This is a genomic window from Pseudomonas lutea, from assembly GCF_000759445.1.
Taxonomy (GTDB): domain Bacteria; phylum Pseudomonadota; class Gammaproteobacteria; order Pseudomonadales; family Pseudomonadaceae; genus Aquipseudomonas; species Aquipseudomonas lutea.
Window position 1 is genome coordinate 2,644,668 of record NZ_JRMB01000001.1, and the last position, 19,649, is coordinate 2,664,316.

The following is a 19,649-nucleotide window of genomic DNA, read 5'->3' on the forward strand; positions in this document are numbered from 1 at the left end:
GATCAGTTCACCCAGACGCGCGCGTTGCGGAACATCCGCATCCACGCACCGTCCTCGGTCCACTCGTCCGGGCGCCAGGAGTTGTTCACCGCGCGGAACACGCGCTCAGGGTGCGGCATCATGATGGTGACGCGGCCGTCGAGGGTGGTGAGGCCGGCAATCCCGCGCGGCGAACCGTTCGGGTTGGCCGGATAGGTTTCAGTGACTTTGCCGTGATTGTCGACGAAACGCACCGCAACGGTGCCGGACAGGTCGGTTTCAAGCAGCGCGTCCGGCGACTTGAACTCGGCGTGCCCTTCACCGTGAGCGATAGCGATCGGCATATGCGAGCCGGCCATCCCTTGCAGGAAGATCGATGCCGATTTCTGGATCTCGACCATCGCCACGCGCGCCTCGAACTGCTCCGAGCGGTTGCGCACGAAATGCGGCCAGAACTCGCTGCCCGGAATCAGCGCGCTGAGGTTGGACATCATCTGGCAACCGTTGCACACACCCAGCGCAAAACTGTCGCTACGGGCGAAGAAGCCCTGGAACGCATCGCGTGCACGGGTGTTGAACAGCGCGGACTTGGCCCAGCCTTCGCCGGCGCCCAGTACGTCGCCGTAGGAGAAGCCCCCGCAGGCGACCAGCCCTTTGAAGTCATTGAGGTCAACGCGACCGGCAAGGATGTCGCTCATGTGCACGTCAACCGAGGCGAAGCCGGCACGGTCAAAGGCGGCTGCCATCTCGACCTGGCCATTCACGCCCTGCTCACGCAGCACCGCCACTTGCGGGCGAACGCCTTTCTTGATGTAGGGCGCAGCGATGTCGTCATTGACGTCATAGCCCAGCTTCACGCTCAGACCCGGATTATCTTCTTCCAACAGCGCATCGAACTCCTGATCCGCGCACTCGGCGTTGTCGCGCAGACGCTGGATCTGGTAGCTGGTCTCGCTCCACTGACGCTGGAGCAGGCGGCGGTCGCCTTTGAAAACACCCTCGCCTTTCAGGCTGACGGACACTTCGCTGTTGTTGATCGGCTGGCCGATCACCGCAACGCAATTCTCGCCCAGACCCGCAGCACTGAACTGTGCGAGCACAACCGGCGTGGCGTCCTGACGAACCTGAATCACCGCACCCAGTTCTTCGTTGAACAGAATGGCCGCGACCTTCTCAGGCGTACCGGTCAGGGTGCCGAGTTCAAGATTCAACCCGCAGTGACCGGCGAAGGCCATTTCAAGCGCAGTGGCCATCAGACCACCGTCCGAACGGTCGTGGTAGGCCAGCAGATGGCCATCGGCGTTCAGGCCTTGAATGACCGCAAAGAAGGCTTTGAGGTCTTCGGCATCGTCGACGTCCGGCGCGACGCTGCCCAGCTTGCCGTGGGTCTGGGCAAGAATCGACGCACCCATGCGGTTCTTGCCACGGCCCAGGTCGATCAGGATCAGATCGGTCAGGCCCTTGTCCATGCGCAGCTGCGGGGTCAAGGTTTTGCGGATGTCGATGACCGGGGCGAAACCGGTCACGATCAACGACAGCGGCGAGGTCACGGTTTTCTCGGTGCCTTCGTCGCTCCAGCGGGTCTTCATGGACATCGAGTCCTTGCCGACCGGAATGGTAATGCCCAACTCAGGGCACAGTTCCATACCAACGGCCTTGACGGTGTCGTACAGGCGCGCGTCTTCGCCCGGGTGCCCGGCAGCGGACATCCAGTTGGCGGACAGCTTGATGTCGGAGATCTTGCCGATACTCGACGCCGCGATGTTGGTCAGGGTCTCGCCAATGGCCATGCGCCCGGATGCAGGCGCATCCAGCAGCGCGAGCGGCGTACGCTCGCCCATCGCCATCGCTTCGCCGGTGTACACGTCAAAGCTGGTCGCGGTCACGGCCACGTCTGCCACCGGCACCTGCCAAGGCCCGACCATCTGGTCGCGATTCACCAGGCCGGTGATGCTGCGATCGCCGATGGTAATCAGGAAGCTTTTGCTCGCCACCGCCGGGTGATGCAGAACGCGCTGGACGCTTTCTTCGATGTCGAGCGCGCTCGGATCGAAGTCGTCGCCCAACTCGGCTTCACGCTCGGCGGAACGGTGCATGCGCGGCGCCTTGCCGAGCAGCACTTCCAGCGGCATATCAACCGGGCTGTTGCCGAAATGACTGTCGGTGACGGTCAGTTGCGGCTCTTCAGTCGCCTCGCCGACCACTGCAAACGGGCAACGCTCACGTTCGCAGATGGCCTTGAAACGCTCGAAGTCAGGGGCGCTGACGGCCAGCACATAACGTTCCTGGGATTCGTTGCTCCAGATTTCCAGCGGCGCCATGCCTGGCTCGTCGTTGGGCACGTTGCGCAGCTCGAAGCGGCCGCCGCGACCACCGTCGTTGACCAGCTCCGGGAAGGCATTCGACAGACCGCCCGCGCCGACGTCATGGATAAACGCAATAGGGTTGGCTTCGCCCAGCTGCCAGCAGCGGTCAATGACCTCCTGGCAACGACGTTCCATTTCCGGGTTTTCACGCTGCACCGAGGCGAAATCCAGATCCGCCGAGCTGGTGCCGGTGGCCATGGAGGAAGCCGCGCCGCCGCCCAGACCGATCAGCATCGCCGGGCCGCCCAGCACGATCAGCTTGGCGCCAACGGTGATTTCGCCCTTCTGCACGTGCCCTTCGCGGATGTTACCCATGCCACCGGCGAGCATGATCGGCTTGTGATAGCCACGAACCTCGTCGCCATGGGGCGTGCTGATGGACTGCTCGAAGGTACGGAAGTAGCCGGTCAGGGCCGGACGACCGAATTCATTGTTGAACGCCGCGCCACCCAGCGGGCCTTCAATCATGATGTCGAGCGGCGTGACGATGCGCTCGGGTTTGCCATAGGGCTTTTCCCAAGGCTGCTCGAAGCCCGGAATGTTGAGGTTGGAAACGGTGAAACCGGTGAGACCGGCTTTCGGCTTGGCGCCGCGACCGGTGGCGCCCTCGTCGCGAATTTCGCCGCCGGAGCCGGTGGATGCACCGGGGAACGGCGCGATCGCCGTCGGGTGGTTGTGGGTTTCGACCTTCATCAGAATGTGCACCGGCTCCTGAACCGCAGCGTACTCGCGGGTTTCAGGATTCGGGAAGAAGCGCCCGGCGACGCTGCCGACGATCACCGAAGCGTTGTCCTTGTAAGCGGACAGCACGCCTTCGTTGTGCATCTGGTAGGTGTTCTTGATCATGCCGAACAGGCTTTTTTCCTGGCTCTGGCCGTCGATGTCCCAACTGGCGTTGAAGATCTTGTGGCGGCAGTGCTCGGAGTTGGCCTGGGCGAACATCATCAGTTCGATGTCGTGCGGGTTACGCTTGAGGCCGACGAACGCGCTCACCAGGTAATCGATTTCGTCCTCGGCCAGCGCAAGCCCCAGCTCGACGTTGGCTTTTTCCAGCGCGGCACGGCCACCACCCAAGACGTCGATGGCGGTCAGCGGTTTCGGCTCGGCATGGCTGAACAGGCTCGCCGCCTCTTCCAGCGCGCCCAGTACGATCTGGGTCATGCGGTCGTGAAGCGCGTCGGCAATCATCTGCGCGTCGGCGTCGCTGAACTGGCCCTGCACATAGAAAGCAATGCCGCGCTCAAGACGCTGGATCTTGGTCAGGCTGCAATTGCGGGCGATGTCTGTGGCCTTGCTCGACCATGGCGAGATGGTCCCGAAACGCGGCAGGACCAGGAACAGGCGGCCCGCAGGCTCCTGAACCGGAACGCTCGGACCGTACTTCAACAGGCGCGCAAGCACTTGTTGCTCGTCTTCGGTCAGGACACCATCGACCTCAGCGAAGTGGGCGAATTCAGCGTACAGGCCACTGACAGACGGAACTTTATCGTTCAGCTGCGCAAGTAATTTCTGGTGGCGGAAGGCGGAAAGGGCGGGAGCACCACGCAAGATCAACATCGTCGGGACAGCCTCGAGAAGGGGGTGTGCTTTGAGGCCGTGCATTCTAGCGTAATCGGTCAGCGTCGGCACCCGAAACCACGGCCGGACATTCATCCGAATGTCGGCCAGGGCGCCTGCCTGCGTTGGCAGGTAACATTTCCGCTGCTCTATCAGACGCAACCTGCGCTGTCGAGATATGGCGGTATGGCTCCTTTGCGTATACTGCACCGATGTTTTCCCTATCAGATTTCCGCCCACGCTGTGCCAAGTGGCTCATCGCAACCGGAATCTTCCTGCTGCTCGGCGCGTGCGTGGAGAAACCCACCACGCTGGAACGAGTCAAGGAGGATGGCGTTTTGCGCGTCGTCACCCGCAACAGCCCGGCGACGTATTTTCAGGACCGCAACGGTGAAACCGGTTTCGAGTACGAACTGGTGAAGCGCTTCGCCGACGATCTGGGCGTCGAACTGAAAATTGAAACCGCCGACAACCTAGACGACCTGTTCGACCAGATGAACAAGCCCGGCGGCCCGGTGCTCGCGGCAGCAGGGCTGGTCAGCAGCGAAAACCGCGCCAAACAGGTGCGTTTTTCCCATTCCTACCTCGAAGTGACGCCACAAGTGGTGTACCGCAATGGCCAGTCGCGTCCCACCGATCCGGGCGATCTTGTCGGCAAGCGCATTCTTGTCCTGAAAGGCAGCAGCCATGCCGAGCAACTGGCGGCGCTGAAGGTGAAATACCCCGGCATCAATTACGAGGAGTCCGATCAGGTCGAGGTCGTGGACCTGTTGCGCATGGTGGACGAAGGCCAGATCGATCTGACCCTGGTGGACTCCAACGAACTGGCCATGAATCAGGTGTACTTCCCGAACGTGCGCGTCGGCTTCGATCTCGGCGATGGCCGCGATCAGCGCTGGGCCGTTGCCCTGGGGGATGACAATAGCCTCCTGAACGAGATCAACACCTTTCTCGACAAGATGCAGAAGAACGGCATGCTGCAGCGACTCAAGGATCGTTACTACGGTCACGTTGATGTTCTCGGTTACGTCGGCGCCTACACCTTCGCCCAGCACTTGCAGGAACGCCTGCCCAAATACGAGAAGCACTTTCAGACCGCTGCCAAGGCCGAACAGGTGGACTGGCGCCTGCTGGCCGCCATCGGGTATCAGGAATCCCTGTGGCAGCCGGGCGTGACCTCAAAAACAGGGGTGCGCGGCCTGATGATGCTGACCCAGAGCACGGCGCAAGCCATGGGCGTGTCGAACCGTCTCGATGCCAGACAAAGCATTCAGGGCGGCGCCAAGTATTTCGCCTACGTCAAAGAGCAGCTCGACGACTCTATTCAGGAACCGGATCGCACGTGGTTGGCGTTGGCGTCCTACAACATCGGTACAGGCCACCTGGACGACGCGCGCAAGCTGGCTGAAAGCGAGGGGCTCAACCCGAACAAGTGGCTGGACGTGAAGAAGATGCTGCCGCGGCTGTCGCAGAAAAAGTGGTACAGCAAAACCCGCTACGGCTATGCCCGAGGCGGCGAGCCGGTCAGTTTCGTTGCCAACATCCGGCGTTATTACGACATCCTGACATGGGTGACCCAACCGCAGATGGAAGGCAGCCAGGTCGCCGAGGGCTCGTTGCATGTGCCGGGTGTCGACAAAACCAAGCCGTCGGAAGAGAAAGCGCCGCTCTAACCAGCGCTACGCCTTCGCTCGCCGCATCCTGAAAAACTCGCTCAGCATTGTCCCGCACTCCTCCCCCAGCACGCCGCCCTCGAACAGCACGCGGTGGTTGAGAAACGGCTGCGTGAAGAACTGGCCCTGGCTCTGCACCACCCCGGCCTTCGGCTCGGTCGCGCCGTACACCACACGGCTGATGCGCGAATGGACGATCAGGCCCGCGCACATGCTGCAAGGCTCAAGCGTCACATACAGCGTGCTGCCCGGCAGGCGGTAATTGTTGACCGCCTGCGCCGCCGCGCGGATGGCGACCATTTCAGCGTGCGCACTCGGGTCGCTGCCGCTAATGGGGCAATTGAACCCGCGGCCGACGATTTCTCCGTTCTGCACCACCACCGCCCCCACCGGCACCTCGCCCAACAATGCGCCCTCTGCGGCCAATGCCAGTGCTTGCTGCATGAAATGCTGATCGCGGCTGCGATCAATGATTGTCGGCTGACGCATCAGGAGACCTCGATAGCGGCCATGAGACCGGTTTCCATGTGATCGACTACATGGCAGTGAAACATCCACACGCCGGGGTTATCAGCCACCAGTGCCACGCGCGCGCGCTCGTTGCGCCCCAGCAGATAGGTGTCCGTGAAATACGGAATCACGTCTTTGCGACTGGAAGCGATCACTTTGAAGCTCATCCCGTGCAAATGAATAGGGTGCTGATACTGCGTCATGTTTCTCAGCTCGAAAATGTAGCTCTTGCCCCGTTCAAGCCTGGCGATGGGGCGGTCGGCGCAGGTCTTGTCGGTGATGTCCCACGCCTGTCCGTTGATCTGCCACAAGCTGGGCGGCTTGCCATTGTCCACGTTCACCGACACCGAGCCGGCCCACTCAAAATTGAAGTTGAGCTTCTCGGCGTTGGCCAGATCAGGCTCGGCGACAGGGTTGGCCGGAAGTTCGGGTGGCCATTGGCCGGGCGCATCGCTGCTGGCGACCGAGCGGAATGTGCCGAGCCGGACAGGACCATTGCGCAGGGCAAGGTCCTCACCGGCTGCAGGTGCCTTGATCGCCAGACACATCCGCATGCCCGGTCCCAGCCAGTAATCCTTGCCCAGCGGGCGGGGTTTGACCGGATTGCCGTCCAGGGCGTAGATCATCGCGTCCGCGCCCGGGAGGTTTAGGCGGTAGGTCACGGTGTTGTCGAGGTTGAGGATCCGCACGCGGGTGATCTGTCCGGCCGGCAGCTCAATCACACCCTGCGGCACGCCATTAATGGTCGACAGGCGCCCGGCCGTCCCCTCGCGCGCCGCCTCGCGAATCACGCTGAAATCTGTAAACGCGCCCTCCTCGTCAACGTGCCAGCTTTTCAGACTGACGACGCGCTCGTGGGCAAAACCGGTAGGCTCGCGCTCCTCGACGATCAGCGGCCCCACGAGCCCGCGGCCGAGTTGCTCACTGCTGCTGACGTGGGGGTGATACCAATAGCTGCCGGCATCCGGGACGCGGAATTTATAGTCGAAGTACTCGCCCGGTTTGACCGGCAATTGCGAGACGTAGGGAACGCCGTCCATCTCCAGCGGGAGTCGGATGCCGTGCCAATGAATCGTTGTCTCAACAGGCAACTGATTGATGAAGCGCACCCGCAGCCAATCGCCTTGTCTGACGCGCAGTTCGTTACCTGGTGCCGAGCCGCCGAAGGCCCACGCGGGCGTCTGATGCCCGACAACCAGCTCGACGTCCAGCGGCGCGGCGATCAGCTCGTAATCGTGGCCCTCCCCCGGCCCGCGTGTGCCCAGCCAATACCTTGAGGCGCCACCCGCGCCAAGCCCGACCACGGCAAGGCCGGCCAGGCCTGCAAGTATTTGTCGACGGGTGAAAGACATGTACGGAAAAACCTCAAACGACGGATCGCATTCGGGAACGATGCAGGGGGCGGACACGATACACCTGCACCTACAGAAATTTAAGGCGACGGCGCAGGCAATACATATTTAGTACCAAATGAATCGCTGATCGCGCCAAGCTTGTCGTCCTCATTCATCACGGAAGACGAATATGACAACCGCACCAAACACCCCGCCTGCTGAAGGGCCGACGCAGGATCGCGCCGCCCTCGTTGCCATCAGCCAGCGTCTTGTCGACGCTTGCCCGGACATGCGCGAAATGGCACGCAGCATCGCGCGCGACATCCTCATGCGCTATACCGGCCAAGACATTGAACCGGACTCAGTGTATTGGCACCGCTTCCACACCGCCGTTAACAGCTCGCGCTCGTTCAGCGGCTGGCAGCATGTCGATGCGCCCTATCAGTCCATGACCCTGCCGCAGTTGGTCATGAGCCGGTTTGACCCGCAAGATCAGGACAACGCCGACACCCTGCAGATGCTCAGCGGGTTTTACACCGCCAGCGCCGCTGCCAACGTGTTTGATGATCGTAACGAGGTGAGGCTGCTGCCCGCGCAAGTCATGCGCGATTTCTGGGCTGTCGATTTCAAGTCCGGCTTTCATGCAAAACTCAGCACGTTCTGGCGCGACTTTGCCAATGACTTTCGCACCATGGCCAAGGCCAACTATTGCGCCAGCGCCCTGCAAGACCATCAAGCCGGTTGGCTGAGCGATGAGGACCTGGCCTCCGTGCTTAACGCCGCAAACATCGCCCCCTCCGTACCGGCGAGTCTCGGGGCGTTACAAGCGAGCGCGCCGGCCGGCCACGCCGTTAGCGTCTGGACTTTCGACGTCATCGGTTATGAAGCCAGCGACATCCTGCGCATCGTAACCGCCGATGGTCGACAAGTTCTCTACACCCCCGGCGAGGTGCAGGCATTTCATGCGTTCGATACGCCCGAAGAACTGCACAGGTGGCTGCTGACGCAGAACAACCGCACCGAGCGACGCGCGCGCTTTATGGGCCATTTTCCTCTATCGGCCCATGGGGAGGCTGATCAAAACATCGGTCTCTACCATGGTCTCGACGTGCTTTATACGACATGGGGCGCGGCGCAGCCTGGCGTGATCAATCAGCACAGCCGAGTGTTAGCGGGCGATCCGTTTACCCACCTGCGCGACTCCATCCGCGCACGAATGTTCGCCGACGCCGGCCTGGCCCTGCATTCCAATGGTGACTTGCGCAAACAGCTGTGGATCGGCTATTTGCGAAGCATCTCGCAGCTGTCAGGCGCACTGGCTGCCGTTGACTGGCCGATAGCATTGGCGGCAGTGGGCGCAGGGCTGGCTGACATGGGCCTTAATATCGATCAGGCCGTGAACGGCGCGAGCACGGCTCAGCGCAAGTCGGGCGTCATCGGCGCGGTGACTGCGGGCATCGATGTGCTATTCAACAGCACGTTCTTCCTGGTTGGCAGCGCTGAATCCGAGGGCGGTGTGCTTGAGCCCGTCACCGCCCCCGCACTCGAGCCGGAACCGACCCCCGACGTGGGAACGGCTGAGCCGGTTGAAGCATTCGTCGAGTCGTCCGCTGCTGAATCTGAACAGCTAGAGCCTGTGGACCGGCAGGCTACGCTGGCTGCCTTCGAGACCAACATGCTGCTGGATGGCTTTGCACCTGCCAGCGCGGAAGGCCGCATGAAGGGCATTTACCAGACCGAACAGGGCGAAACCTTCATCGAGATCGATGACCTCGCGTATGCCGTGCGCTACATCAACGAACTCAAAACATGGGCCATCATTGATCCGGAGAACCCTTACTCCTTCTATCGTAACCTGCCCGTTAAGCTGAACAGTGCCAGTGCCTGGGAGCCTGTTGCAGTCTCGGCCCTCAAGGGCGGCGGCAAGGTGCTGGGGAAAATCTCCGGCGTGCGTGGCGCCCGCGTTGCTCAACAACCGGGCACTTTGCCGAGCCCCTACGAAATACCCCCTGCGCAAAGAGCAGCGCTTATGGAGGGCGCACAGGCCGGAGGCCGACTCGTCGACGAACGTTACGGCGGCCTTGGGCTGGCCACTCGCGACCCTTATGAGGGTTTCAAACGCATACGGCGATTGCTCCGTGACGACGCCGATGCGTTCTTCTCCACGTTCGAATTACCCCTGCGTCCAGAGCTGCCACCACTGACGCCCGACGCTCCGTTGAAGACCACCCTTAAGCAACTGTTCAAACGCGCTTCGGGGCTGATCATTGGCGAAAGCCACGCCGACGCAGGCAGCAAGCAATTCCTGATCGAACACATGCAACTGCTGACCAAGCTCAAGGTGAGGACCCTTTACATGGAGCACCTGCTGACTGACTTTCATCAGGCGGATCTGGACGCTTTTTCAAGGAGCGGGAAGATGTCGCCCGAGCTTGAAGATTACATCCATGCGCTGGACAAGGGCCATCGAACTGACCCCACCGGCAAGTACACCTTTATGGCAGTCCTTAAAGCAGCTCGGGAAAACCATGTTCGCATCAGGGCCATTGATTGCATGGCCAGCTATCGCGTAGACGGCATGGCGAATGCGGAGCAAACAGCCCGTCAAAAAATGATGAATTACTACGCCAAAGGCGTCATCGACGCAGACCGCGCCGCGCGCAACGGGATGAATTGGGTAGCACTGGTCGGCAACTCCCACGCCAACACCTACAAGGGTGTGCCCGGTCTGGCTGAACTGGAAGGAGCTTTTGGCTTGCGTGTTGAAGATGCGCATGCCATCGAGTCAGCGGGCATTACCGCCGACCCGGGCGTCGAGATGTCCAACTCAATGGGCCGCACTGCAGGCACCGTCAAGAGCGATCTGCGCCTGCAATACCTTCGCGAAGCGGTAAAACCCGCACCCGATCTTGAGAACAAACTCACCCACGCGGGCATGTTCACTGTTGAAGCAGAGGGCAAACGGCTGACGCTTGTACACCGCAGCAATGAAGGGGCCGCTGTCCGGACGGAGATCAAACGCGAGGGCAAGAGGGTTTTCATCGATCGGCCAAAATGGCCACGGGTGAGTGGGCGCCGGTTCGATTCGCTTGGCGATTTGTCGTTGTCGTTGGAGTTGATGGAGATGACGTTGGTGCGTTGAGGCTTAAACGCAAAAAGCCGAGTGCGACGCGGGTGGTCTCACTCGGCTTTTAGATCCGAGCCTGTGAAGGTTTAGATCAAAGCGGGATCATTCCCACTCAATCGTCGCAGGCGGCTTGCTCGACACGTCATAGGTAACGCGGGATATGCCTTCGATCTCGTTGATGATCCGGCCGCTCACTGTTTCCAGCAGCTCGTAAGGCAGGTGCGCCCAACGTGCGGTCATGAAGTCGATGGTTTCTACAGCACGCAGGGCAACGACCCAGGCGTAGCGGCGACCGTCGCCGACCACGCCAACCGATTTGACCGGCTGGAACACGACGAATGCCTGGCTGACTTTGTGGTACCAGTCGGCTTTGCGCAGTTCTTCGATGAAGATGTGGTCGGCGCGACGCAGCAGGTCGGCGTATTCCTTCTTCACTTCACCCAGAATGCGCACGCCCAGGCCCGGGCCCGGGAATGGGTGGCGGTAGACCATGTCGTACGGCAGGCCCAGTTCCAGGCCCAGACGACGGACTTCGTCCTTGAACAGTTCGCGCAATGGCTCGACCAGTTTCAGGTTCATTTCTTCCGGCAGGCCACCCACGTTGTGGTGTGACTTGATGACGTGGGCCTTGCCGCTCTTGGCGCCAGCGGACTCGATCACGTCGGGGTAGATGGTGCCTTGGGCCAGGTACTTGATGTTGTCGAGCTTGTTCGACTCGGCGTCAAAAACGTCAATGAAGGTGCGCCCGATAATTTTGCGCTTCTTCTCGGGATCGCTTTCGCCGGCCAGGTTGTTGAGGAACTGGTCCTCGGCGTTGGCGCGGATCACCTTGACGCCCATGTTCTCGGCGAACATAGCCATGACTTGCTCGCCTTCGTGCAGGCGCAGCAGGCCGTTGTCGACGAAGACGCAGGTCAGCTGGTCGCCGATGGCTTTGTGCAGCAGCGCGGCAACCACAGAGGAGTCGACGCCGCCCGACAAGCCCAGCAGCACGTTGTCGGTGCCGACCTGTGCGCGAACCTGGGCGATGGCGTCCTCGGCGATCTTCGACGGGGTCCACAGCGCTTCGCAACCGCAGATGTCGAGGATAAAGCGCGAGAGGATGCGACCGCCCTGCTTGGTGTGGGTCACTTCGGGGTGAAACTGCACGCCGTAGTAGCCGCGAGTGTCGTCGGCCATGCCGGCGATCGGGCAGCTCGGGGTGCTGGCCAGCACGTGGAAGCCTTCAGGGATGTCGGTGACTTTGTCGCCGTGGCTCATCCACACGTCGAGACCGAAAACGCCATCGGCGTCGACGTGGTCTTCGATGCCATCCAGCACGCGGCTCTTGCCGACGATGTCGACACGGGCATAACCGAATTCACGCAACTCGGAACCGGCAACCCGGCCACCGAGCTGTTCGGCCATGGTTTGCATGCCATAGCAGATGCCGAAGATCGGCACATTGAGGTCGAACACCGCCTGCGGCGCGCGCGGGCTGTCGGCGACGTGGACGGACTCGGGGCCACCGGCGAGGATGATGCCTTTCGGCGCGAATTCGCGGATCGCTTCGTCCGACATGTCGAACGGGTGCAGTTCGCAGTACACGCCGATTTCGCGAACGCGGCGGGCGATCAGCTGGGTGTACTGGGAACCGAAGTCCAGAATCAGGATGCGGTGGGCGTGAATGTCGAGGGCCATGAGAGGACTCTAGATAGAGCAGCTTCAAGCCTCAAGCTTCAAGCTGCAAGGTGTTGGGGGCCGCATATCCGTAGCGACAGCACGAAAGGCAGTGCCGCTACAGATCGCTTGTAGCTAATAACTATCAACTTGCCGCAGGAGGCGTCAGCCGACCCGGTAGTTCGGCGCTTCCTTGGTGATCTGCACGTCATGGACGTGAGACTCGGCCATGCCGGCACCGGTGATGCGTACGAATTCAGGCTTGGTACGCATTTCGTGGATGTCGGCGCTGCCGGTGTACCCCATGGAAGAGCGCAGACCGCCCATCAACTGGTGAACGATGGCAGTCAGCGAGCCCTTGTACGCAACGCGGCCTTCGATACCTTCCGGCACGAGTTTTTCCGCGCCGTCGGACGAGTCCTGGAAGTAACGGTCAGACGAGCCCTGGGCCTGGGACATGGCGCCCAGCGAACCCATGCCGCGATAGGCCTTGTACGAACGGCCCTGGAACAGCTCGATCTCGCCCGGTGCTTCTTCGGTACCGGCAAACATCGAGCCCATCATTACGCAGTACGCGCCGGCAACGATGGCTTTGGACAGGTCACCCGAGAAGCGGATGCCGCCGTCGGCGATCAGGGGAACGTCAGTGCCTTCGAGTGCCGAAGCCACGTTGGCGATGGCGCTGATTTGCGGCACGCCCACACCGGCGACGATACGCGTGGTGCAGATGGAGCCAGGACCGATGCCGACCTTGACGCCGTCAGCGCCCGCTTCAACCAGTGCGCGTGCAGCGGCGCCGGTGGCGATGTTGCCGCCAATGACCTGAACGTCGGGGAAGGTTTGCTTGACCCAGCGAACGCGGTCAATAACGCCTTTGGAGTGGCCGTGCGCGGTGTCGACGACGATGACGTCTACGCCTGCAGCAACCAGCGCACTGACACGCTCGCCGGTGTCTTTACCGGTGCCGACCGCAGCGCCAACGCGCAGACGACCCTGATCGTCTTTGCTCGCCAGCGGCCAGGCTTTGGATTTCTCGATGTCCTTGACGGTCATCATGCCTTTCAGCGCGAACTTGTCGTCGACGATCAGGACTTTTTCGAGGCGGTGTTTGTGCAGCAGGTCGCGCACTTCGTATTTGTCAGCGCCTTCACGAACGGTGACCAGACGCTCTTTGGGCGTCATCACTTCGCGAACAGGGATATCGAGGCGGGTTTCAAAGCGAACGTCGCGAGAGGTCACGATGCCGACGAGCTCGCCGTCGTGCAGGACCGGAACGCCGGAGATGTTATGTTGACGGGTCAGTTCGAACAGGTCGCGAACGGTGGCGTCAGCCTCGATGGTGATCGGATCCTTGACCACACCCGCTTCGAACTTCTTGACCTTGCGCACTTCGGCAGCTTGCTGCTCGACGGTCATGTTCTTGTGGATGATGCCGATGCCACCTTCCTGAGCCATGGCGATTGCCAGGCGGGCTTCAGTGACGGTGTCCATAGCGGCGGAAACGAGGGGGATGTTGAGTTCGATGCCACGGGTCAGTCGGGTTTTCAGACTGACTTCGTTGGGAAGCACCTCGGAATAACCGGGCACAAGGAGAATGTCGTCGAATGTAAGGGCTTCTTGGCTTATACGCAGCATCGCTGGGCTCCCGAGCGGGAAAATGGAAGCGCGCCATTGTACCCAGACACCTGCACTATCTCAATGTAAAGATCAGCCTATTTACTCAATGAGCCGGATGACTGCGGCCAAAAACGGCGGCGATCGTTACATCCTAACTTTGACGTGGGACACCGGACGGTCCATGCGCTCGGCAAACGCCTCGATAAAACTGCTTTTGAAACCCGCATCCAGCCAGTTGTTGAAGATGAATCCCAGGTTCGAGAACCCGCACGGCTCAAGGAACAGAAACCCGTTGATGTCGTCCTCGTGCCGGCACTCGGGGCACATGAAGTTATCGGTGTGGCCCGGCATCCAGTCTTCGAGGCTGTCGAACAGCGCTTCGCCGATCTCACGCCGGCATTCCGGGCAGCCTGCTTCCTCTTTAAAGCCTTGCTGCGGCGTGTAGATGCAGCGCTTGAGGACGATCTCCAGGCCGTTGACCGGCTGACCAAAAGGCAGTGCATCCGGGTTTTCGACAACGCGCCGCGCGCCAGGCGCAACCGTGTAGGCCATGCGGTTGAAGCTGCGACCGCAAGTCGTCAGCGACTCCTCTACCACGTTCAGCTTCACCAGCCAGCGCAGGATCGCCCGCGCCTTCGCTTCGTGCGCAGGAAAGCTGGAGATTTGCGGGACAATGATGCTTTGGGTGTCCATGGAGGGCCTGTCTGACGAGTATTCGGGGGGCGGCAGCTTAATCTCGCTGTCGGTGACGTCAAGTATCGCCGCCAGGCGGCGCGCCTCCCACGATCTCATCTGGTGAGCCGTGCCCCAATGCCTTTATGATGCCCGCATGATCAAAGACCCTTTCGCAAGACTCGGCCTCGACCGGGACGTCCTGACTGTCAGCCAGCTCAACGGCCGCGCACGCGTGCTGCTGGAGGATGTGTTTTCCAGCATCTGGGTTGAGGGCGAGATTTCCAACCTCTCTCGGCCCGCCTCCGGGCACGTTTACTTCACCCTCAAGGACTCCGGCGCCCAGGTGCGTTGCGCGCTGTTTCGCAGCAACGCGGCGAGGGTGCGTCAGGCACTCAAGGACGGCCTGGCGGTCAAGGTGCGCGGCAAGGTTTCGCTGTTCGAGGGTCGTGGTGACTATCAACTGATACTCGACACGGTCGAGCCTGCCGGTGACGGCGCGCTACGCCTGGCCTTCGATGCGCTGAAGGAAAAGCTCAACGCCGAAGGCCTGTTCAGCGCCGAACGTAAAGTGGCCCTGCCGCTGCACCCCAAACGCATCGGCATCATCAGCTCACCGACCGGTGCGGTGATCCGCGACATCATCAGCGTGTTTCGGCGTCGCGCGCCCCGGGTCGAGCTCACGTTGATCCCTACCGCTGTCCAAGGGCGCGAGGCCATCGGCCAGATCGTGCGCGCCTTGCAACTGGCGGACGGGCGCGGTTTCGATGCATTGATTCTCGCGCGCGGTGGCGGTTCGCTTGAAGACCTGTGGTGTTTCAACGAGGAGGCTGTCGCCCGCGCCATCGACGCCTGCGTGACGCCCATCGTCAGCGCTGTGGGACACGAAACGGATGTTTCGATCAGTGACTTCGTCGCCGACGTTCGCGCACCCACGCCCTCGGCTGCCGCAGAATTGCTGGCCCCGGATTCAAGCGACTTGCATCGCCGGGTCGACAGCCTGCAACGTCGTCTTATCAGCCGCATGCAAGACCGACTGATGCGCGAGCAACTGCGTCTGGACGGCATCTCACGCCGCCTACGCCACCCCGGCGAGCGCCTGCGTCAGCGCGCGCAGCGGCTGGATGACCTGGACATGCGCATGCGTCGGGCGTTCGAGCAGCAGATGCACAAGCGTCAGGTGCGCATGAGCCATCTGGAAAGCCGGCTGGCCGCGCAACACCCAGGGCGCACGCTGATGTTCCTGCGTCAGCGTCTGGCGGTGCTGGCCGAGCGACTGCCGCGTGCCATCAGGGAAAACCTTAAAAGCCGGCGCTTGCAACTGCAGAGTCAAGTGCAGACCCTGAATGTGGTCAGCCCGCTGGCCACCCTTGGTCGGGGCTACAGCATTTTGCTCGATGAACGGGGCAGAGCCATTCGGGCGGCGGAGCAGACCCATCAAGGCCAGCGTCTGACCGCGAAACTGGCGGACGGCGAGCTGCAAGTGCGCGTCGAAGACAATCATCTGACGCCTGTTACCCTTTCACTTCTGGATTGATCAATGCTGCCTCTTGTATCCCGTTCGTTGGCCACTGCTGCCCTGGTTTTTTGCGCTGCCCTGCCCGCCCACGCTGACAGCTACATCTCCCGCTTGCTCAACAAACCGGTGCCAGGCGGCGTGGCGGTGGTCGACCTGGGCCCGGCAGCACAAGCGCCGAAAGCCACGTGGCAGGGCAAGCCGGTGCTGGTAGTCAAGGATGCAGACGCACGCTGGCTGGCCATCGTTGGCATTCCGTTGACCATCAAGCCCGGCACCTCACAGGCTGTCAGCAGTGGCGGTCGCAGTCTGCCGTTTGTGGTCGCCAGCAAGAACTACCCGGAGCAGCGGATCACGCTGAAGAACCAGCGCCAGGTCAATCCCAATCCGGACGATCTGAAGCGCATCGAACAGGAGCTCGATGTGCAGGTTCGGGCCTACCGCACGTTTAGCCCCGTGACGCCAAGCAACCTGTTGCTGGACAAGCCGGTCGACGGGCCGCTGTCCAGCAAATTCGGCGTTCGCCGCTTCTTTAACGGTGAGGAGCGTAACCCGCATGCGGGGCTGGATTTCGCGGTCCCGGCCGGCACCCCCATCAAGTCACCCGCTGCGGGTAAGGTGATCCTGGTCGGCAACTACTTCTTCAACGGCAATACCGTGTTTGTTGACCACGGTCAGGGTTTCATCAGCATGTTTTGCCACATGTCGAAGATCGACGTGAAGGTGGGCGATGCCGTGCCGCGCGGTGGCGTGGTAGGACGCGTGGGTTCGACCGGGCGCGCGACAGGGCCGCATATGCACTGGAACGTGAGCCTGAACGATGCGCGGGTTGATCCGGCCATCTTCATCAATGCGTTTCAGCCGTAATGGTGAGCCACCTGCCTGAAGCAGCCAGTTTCAAACAATCTGCTTATATTCATATTGAGAAAGTGTCGTCTGGTTGATTGTTTCGCGGGCAAGCGCGCTCCTACATGAGCTGCGTTGTACCAGCCAATGAGCACCGACAATTACGTCGCGAAAGTCGACCGCATATCGCAATAATCCCTCATCTAATTCTTCTTAACGACAGGAACTACCAATTTTTTCCAACCGCTTGCCAGCTTTCACCCCATTGGTTACGTTTGGCGACATGAAAACCGCCCACACCCTGATTCTGATGCGCCAACATCGCAGCCTTTGCCTCGTCAGCGCGCGACTGCAAAGCTGATCGCAGCGACTCGACGCGCTTTGTGCAGTGTTACTCTCGCATCAACCGGCTGGCCGCCTTCTCCCGGCCCTGAGTACAAAAAGGATTATTCAAATGACCATGCTCAACGATCCCTCGACCAAGTACCGCGCCTTTCCCGTCATCGATCTGCCTGACCGCACCTGGCCTTCCAAGACCATCACTGCGGCGCCGATCTGGTGCAGCTCCGATTTGCGCGATGGTAACCAGTCGCTGATCGAGCCCATGGATGCGGTCAAAAAGCTGCGGTTCTGGAAGACGCTGGTTCAGGTAGGCGTCAAGGAGATCGAAGCCTCCTTCCCTTCAGCGTCGCAGACCGATTTTGATTTCGTGCGCACCCTCATCGAAGACGGCCACATCCCGGACGACACCACCATTCAGGTCCTGACCCAGGCCCGTGAAGACCTCATTGCGCGGACGTTCGAGTCCCTGCGTGGTGCTAAAAAAGCCATCGTGCACTTGTACAACGCTACCTGCCCGTCCTTCCGCCGCATCGTCTTCAACCAAGACAAGGAAGGCGTCAAAGCGATCGCGGTGAATGCCGCGCAGTTGTTCGTCAAATACGCCGCACAGCAGCCCGAGACCCAATGGCAGTTCGAGTACTCGCCGGAAACGTTCAGCGCAACCGAGCTGGAGTTTGCCAAGGAAGTTTGCGACGCCGTCATCGAGGTCTGGAATGCGACGCCGCAGAACAAGGTGATCCTCAATCTGCCAGCTACCGTTGAAGTCGCCACCCCGAATATCTACGCCGACCAGATCGAGTGGTTCTGCCGCAACATTTCCCGTCGTGACAGCGTGATCATCAGCCTGCACACCCACAACGACCGTGGCACCGGCGTCGCCGCAACGGAGCTGGGTCTGATGGCGGGCGCAGACCGCGTTGAAGGCTGCCTGTTCGGCAACGGCGAGCGTACCGGCAACGTCGACCTCGTGACGGTTGCGCTGAACATGTACACCCAGGGCCTGAACCCCCAACTCGATTTTTCCGACATCGACGGCGTACGCAAGGTCGTTGAAGAGTGCAACCAGATCCCCGTGCATCCGCGCCATCCGTACGTGGGTGATCTCGTGCACACGGCGTTTTCCGGCTCGCACCAGGACGCCATCCGTAAAGGCTTCACTCAGCAAAAAGAAGGCACGCTCTGGGAAGTGCCTTACCTGCCAATCGATCCTGCCGACATCGGCCGCAGCTACGAAGCCGTTATCCGGGTCAACAGCCAGTCCGGCAAAGGCGGGATCACCTATCTGCTCGAACAGGAGTACGGCATTTCTCTGCCACGTCGCATGCAGATCGAGTTCAGCCAGGTGGTGCAAGGCGAGACAGACCGCTTGGGCCTGGAGATGACGGCTCAACAGATTTACTCGCTGTTCAAGCGCGAATACCTGCAGGCCAACAAGCCCTATGCGCTGGTCAGCCATCGGTTGCAGGAAGAGAACGGCAACAGCGCCGTTGAGGTGGTGGTGACCGGTATGAGCGACAGCGAGAGCAATCTGCGCTGGAAAGGCACGGGCAACGGCGCACTGGAAGCGCTGGTCGCCGGTCTCCCTGTATCGGCGGAGATCATGGACTACAACGAACACGCCATCGGTGCTGGCACGACGGCAAAAGCGGCCGCGTACATCGAGCTGCGCGTGAATGGCGACCGCGCGGTGCATGGCGTCGGTATCGACGAGAACATCACCACGGCCAGTTTCAAGGCACTGTTCAGCGCACTTAATCGTGGCTTGCTGCAGGCTGATGCGACGAAGGCGGCGTAACGTCCGTCGCGTCAACGACACTGCAATGAAAAAGGCCCTGAAGTGCGAACTTCAGGGCCTTTGCGTTTACATCTTCGCATCAAGCGGTGGTGTCGACTTTGACTTTCATCAAATTCAACAGAGACGCCTGTTGCGCCCCCAATTGGGCCATGGTCCCGGAAATCTGCTGCTGGATGGCCATAACCTGCGCCGCCCGCTCCTCATCCGACGCCTTGCTGTTTTGCGCTGCTGCCAACATAGCCTGCTGCTGCTCGAGAATTTTCTGGGTTTGCTCGATTTGCTCTTGCAGCTGCTTGATCATCTGCTCTTTCATGCTCGGCGCGTCGCCTGACTCACTGGGGCCGGACGCCTTGGCGTCGCCATACACATTGCCACGCAGCTCGACACTGGCAGCCTTGGCGTCGCTCTTGGCAGAGTCGTCGGTTTTGACGGCAGCCGTAAACACGCTGGAGTAAGCACCCAACGAACTGGTGTTGATGGTGGTCATGATGAACTCCTTCTGAGGTGCCCTTTGTATCGGCCAGCGTACAAATACCTGAAGTCGAATTCTTTTCCGGCTGACCGTGCCACGCCTCATTCGCAGGAGCCAGCTTGTTGGCGAACCCATGTTGTCAGTCGATGCGAGGACAACTGACCTCACGCCTTCGCCAGCAAGC

At 61.0% G+C, this 19,649-nt stretch carries 12 protein-coding genes; 5 read left to right on the top strand and 7 right to left on the bottom strand.

Annotation, left to right across the window (positions count from 1 at the left end):
* Window positions 1-2 precede the first annotated feature (2 nt).
* Window positions 3-3,902: a phosphoribosylformylglycinamidine synthase gene (gene purL / locus LT42_RS11390; protein ID WP_037012455.1), complete on the bottom strand. Its 3,900-nt coding sequence runs from the start codon at window positions 3,900-3,902 to the stop codon at window positions 3-5.
* 212 nt (window positions 3,903-4,114) lie between these two features.
* On the opposite strand from purL, the gene mltF reads away from it, so the two are divergent.
* The gene (gene mltF / locus LT42_RS11395; protein WP_037012457.1) at window positions 4,115-5,575 is read left to right on the top strand and encodes a membrane-bound lytic murein transglycosylase MltF; all 1,461 of its coding nucleotides are present in this window, start codon (window positions 4,115-4,117) and stop codon (window positions 5,573-5,575) included.
* Between the two features lie 6 nt (window positions 5,576-5,581).
* On the opposite strand, the gene tadA is transcribed toward mltF, so the two are convergent.
* Window positions 5,582-6,064 (bottom strand): tRNA adenosine(34) deaminase TadA, encoded by a 483-nt coding sequence (gene tadA, locus LT42_RS11400; RefSeq protein ID WP_037012459.1) that lies wholly within the window; start codon window positions 6,062-6,064, stop codon window positions 5,582-5,584.
* The gene (locus LT42_RS11405; protein WP_037012461.1) at window positions 6,064-7,437 is read right to left on the bottom strand and encodes a multicopper oxidase family protein; all 1,374 of its coding nucleotides are present in this window, start codon (window positions 7,435-7,437) and stop codon (window positions 6,064-6,066) included. Before LT42_RS11405 ends, tadA begins: the two co-directional genes overlap by 1 nt.
* 172 nt (window positions 7,438-7,609) lie before the next feature.
* On the opposite strand from LT42_RS11405, the gene LT42_RS11410 reads away from it, so the two are divergent.
* Entirely contained in the window at window positions 7,610-10,561 is a 2,952-nt protein-coding gene (locus LT42_RS11410) for a membrane-targeted effector domain-containing toxin (protein WP_037012463.1), read from the top strand.
* Between the two features lie 87 nt (window positions 10,562-10,648).
* On the opposite strand, the gene guaA is transcribed toward LT42_RS11410, so the two are convergent.
* The 3 genes from guaA to LT42_RS11425 all read right to left on the bottom strand — a co-directional run bounded on the left by guaA (window position 10,649) and on the right by LT42_RS11425 (window position 14,515).
* Window positions 10,649-12,226, bottom strand: a complete 1,578-nt coding sequence (gene guaA / locus LT42_RS11415; RefSeq protein ID WP_037012464.1) for a glutamine-hydrolyzing GMP synthase — start codon at window positions 12,224-12,226, stop codon at window positions 10,649-10,651.
* A 144-nt stretch (window positions 12,227-12,370) separates the two neighbouring features.
* Window positions 12,371-13,840, bottom strand: coding sequence for an IMP dehydrogenase (gene guaB / locus LT42_RS11420; RefSeq protein ID WP_037012465.1), 1,470 nt, complete (start codon window positions 13,838-13,840; stop codon window positions 12,371-12,373).
* Between the two features lie 126 nt (window positions 13,841-13,966).
* On the bottom strand, window positions 13,967-14,515 hold the full coding sequence (locus LT42_RS11425) for a hypothetical protein (protein WP_037013270.1): 549 nt from the start codon (window positions 14,513-14,515) through the stop codon (window positions 13,967-13,969).
* A 136-nt stretch (window positions 14,516-14,651) separates the two neighbouring features.
* On the opposite strand from LT42_RS11425, the gene xseA reads away from it, so the two are divergent.
* The 3 genes from xseA (at window position 14,652) to leuA (ending at window position 18,993) form a co-directional block, all read left to right on the top strand.
* A complete protein-coding gene (gene xseA, locus LT42_RS11430; RefSeq protein ID WP_037012467.1) occupies window positions 14,652-16,031 on the top strand; it encodes an exodeoxyribonuclease VII large subunit in 1,380 nt (459 codons plus the stop codon).
* Between the two features lie 3 nt (window positions 16,032-16,034).
* The gene (locus LT42_RS11435) at window positions 16,035-16,877 is read left to right on the top strand and encodes a peptidoglycan DD-metalloendopeptidase family protein (protein ID WP_037012468.1); all 843 of its coding nucleotides are present in this window, start codon (window positions 16,035-16,037) and stop codon (window positions 16,875-16,877) included.
* 433 nt (window positions 16,878-17,310) lie between these two features.
* Complete coding sequence (leuA, locus tag LT42_RS11440; RefSeq protein WP_037012470.1) at window positions 17,311-18,993, top strand: 2-isopropylmalate synthase; 1,683 nt, start codon at window positions 17,311-17,313, stop codon at window positions 18,991-18,993.
* A gap of 79 nt (window positions 18,994-19,072) precedes the next feature.
* On the opposite strand, the gene LT42_RS11445 is transcribed toward leuA, so the two are convergent.
* Window positions 19,073-19,480 (bottom strand): hypothetical protein, encoded by a 408-nt coding sequence (locus LT42_RS11445; RefSeq protein ID WP_037012471.1) that lies wholly within the window; start codon window positions 19,478-19,480, stop codon window positions 19,073-19,075.
* Window positions 19,481-19,649: the final 169 nt, after the last annotated feature.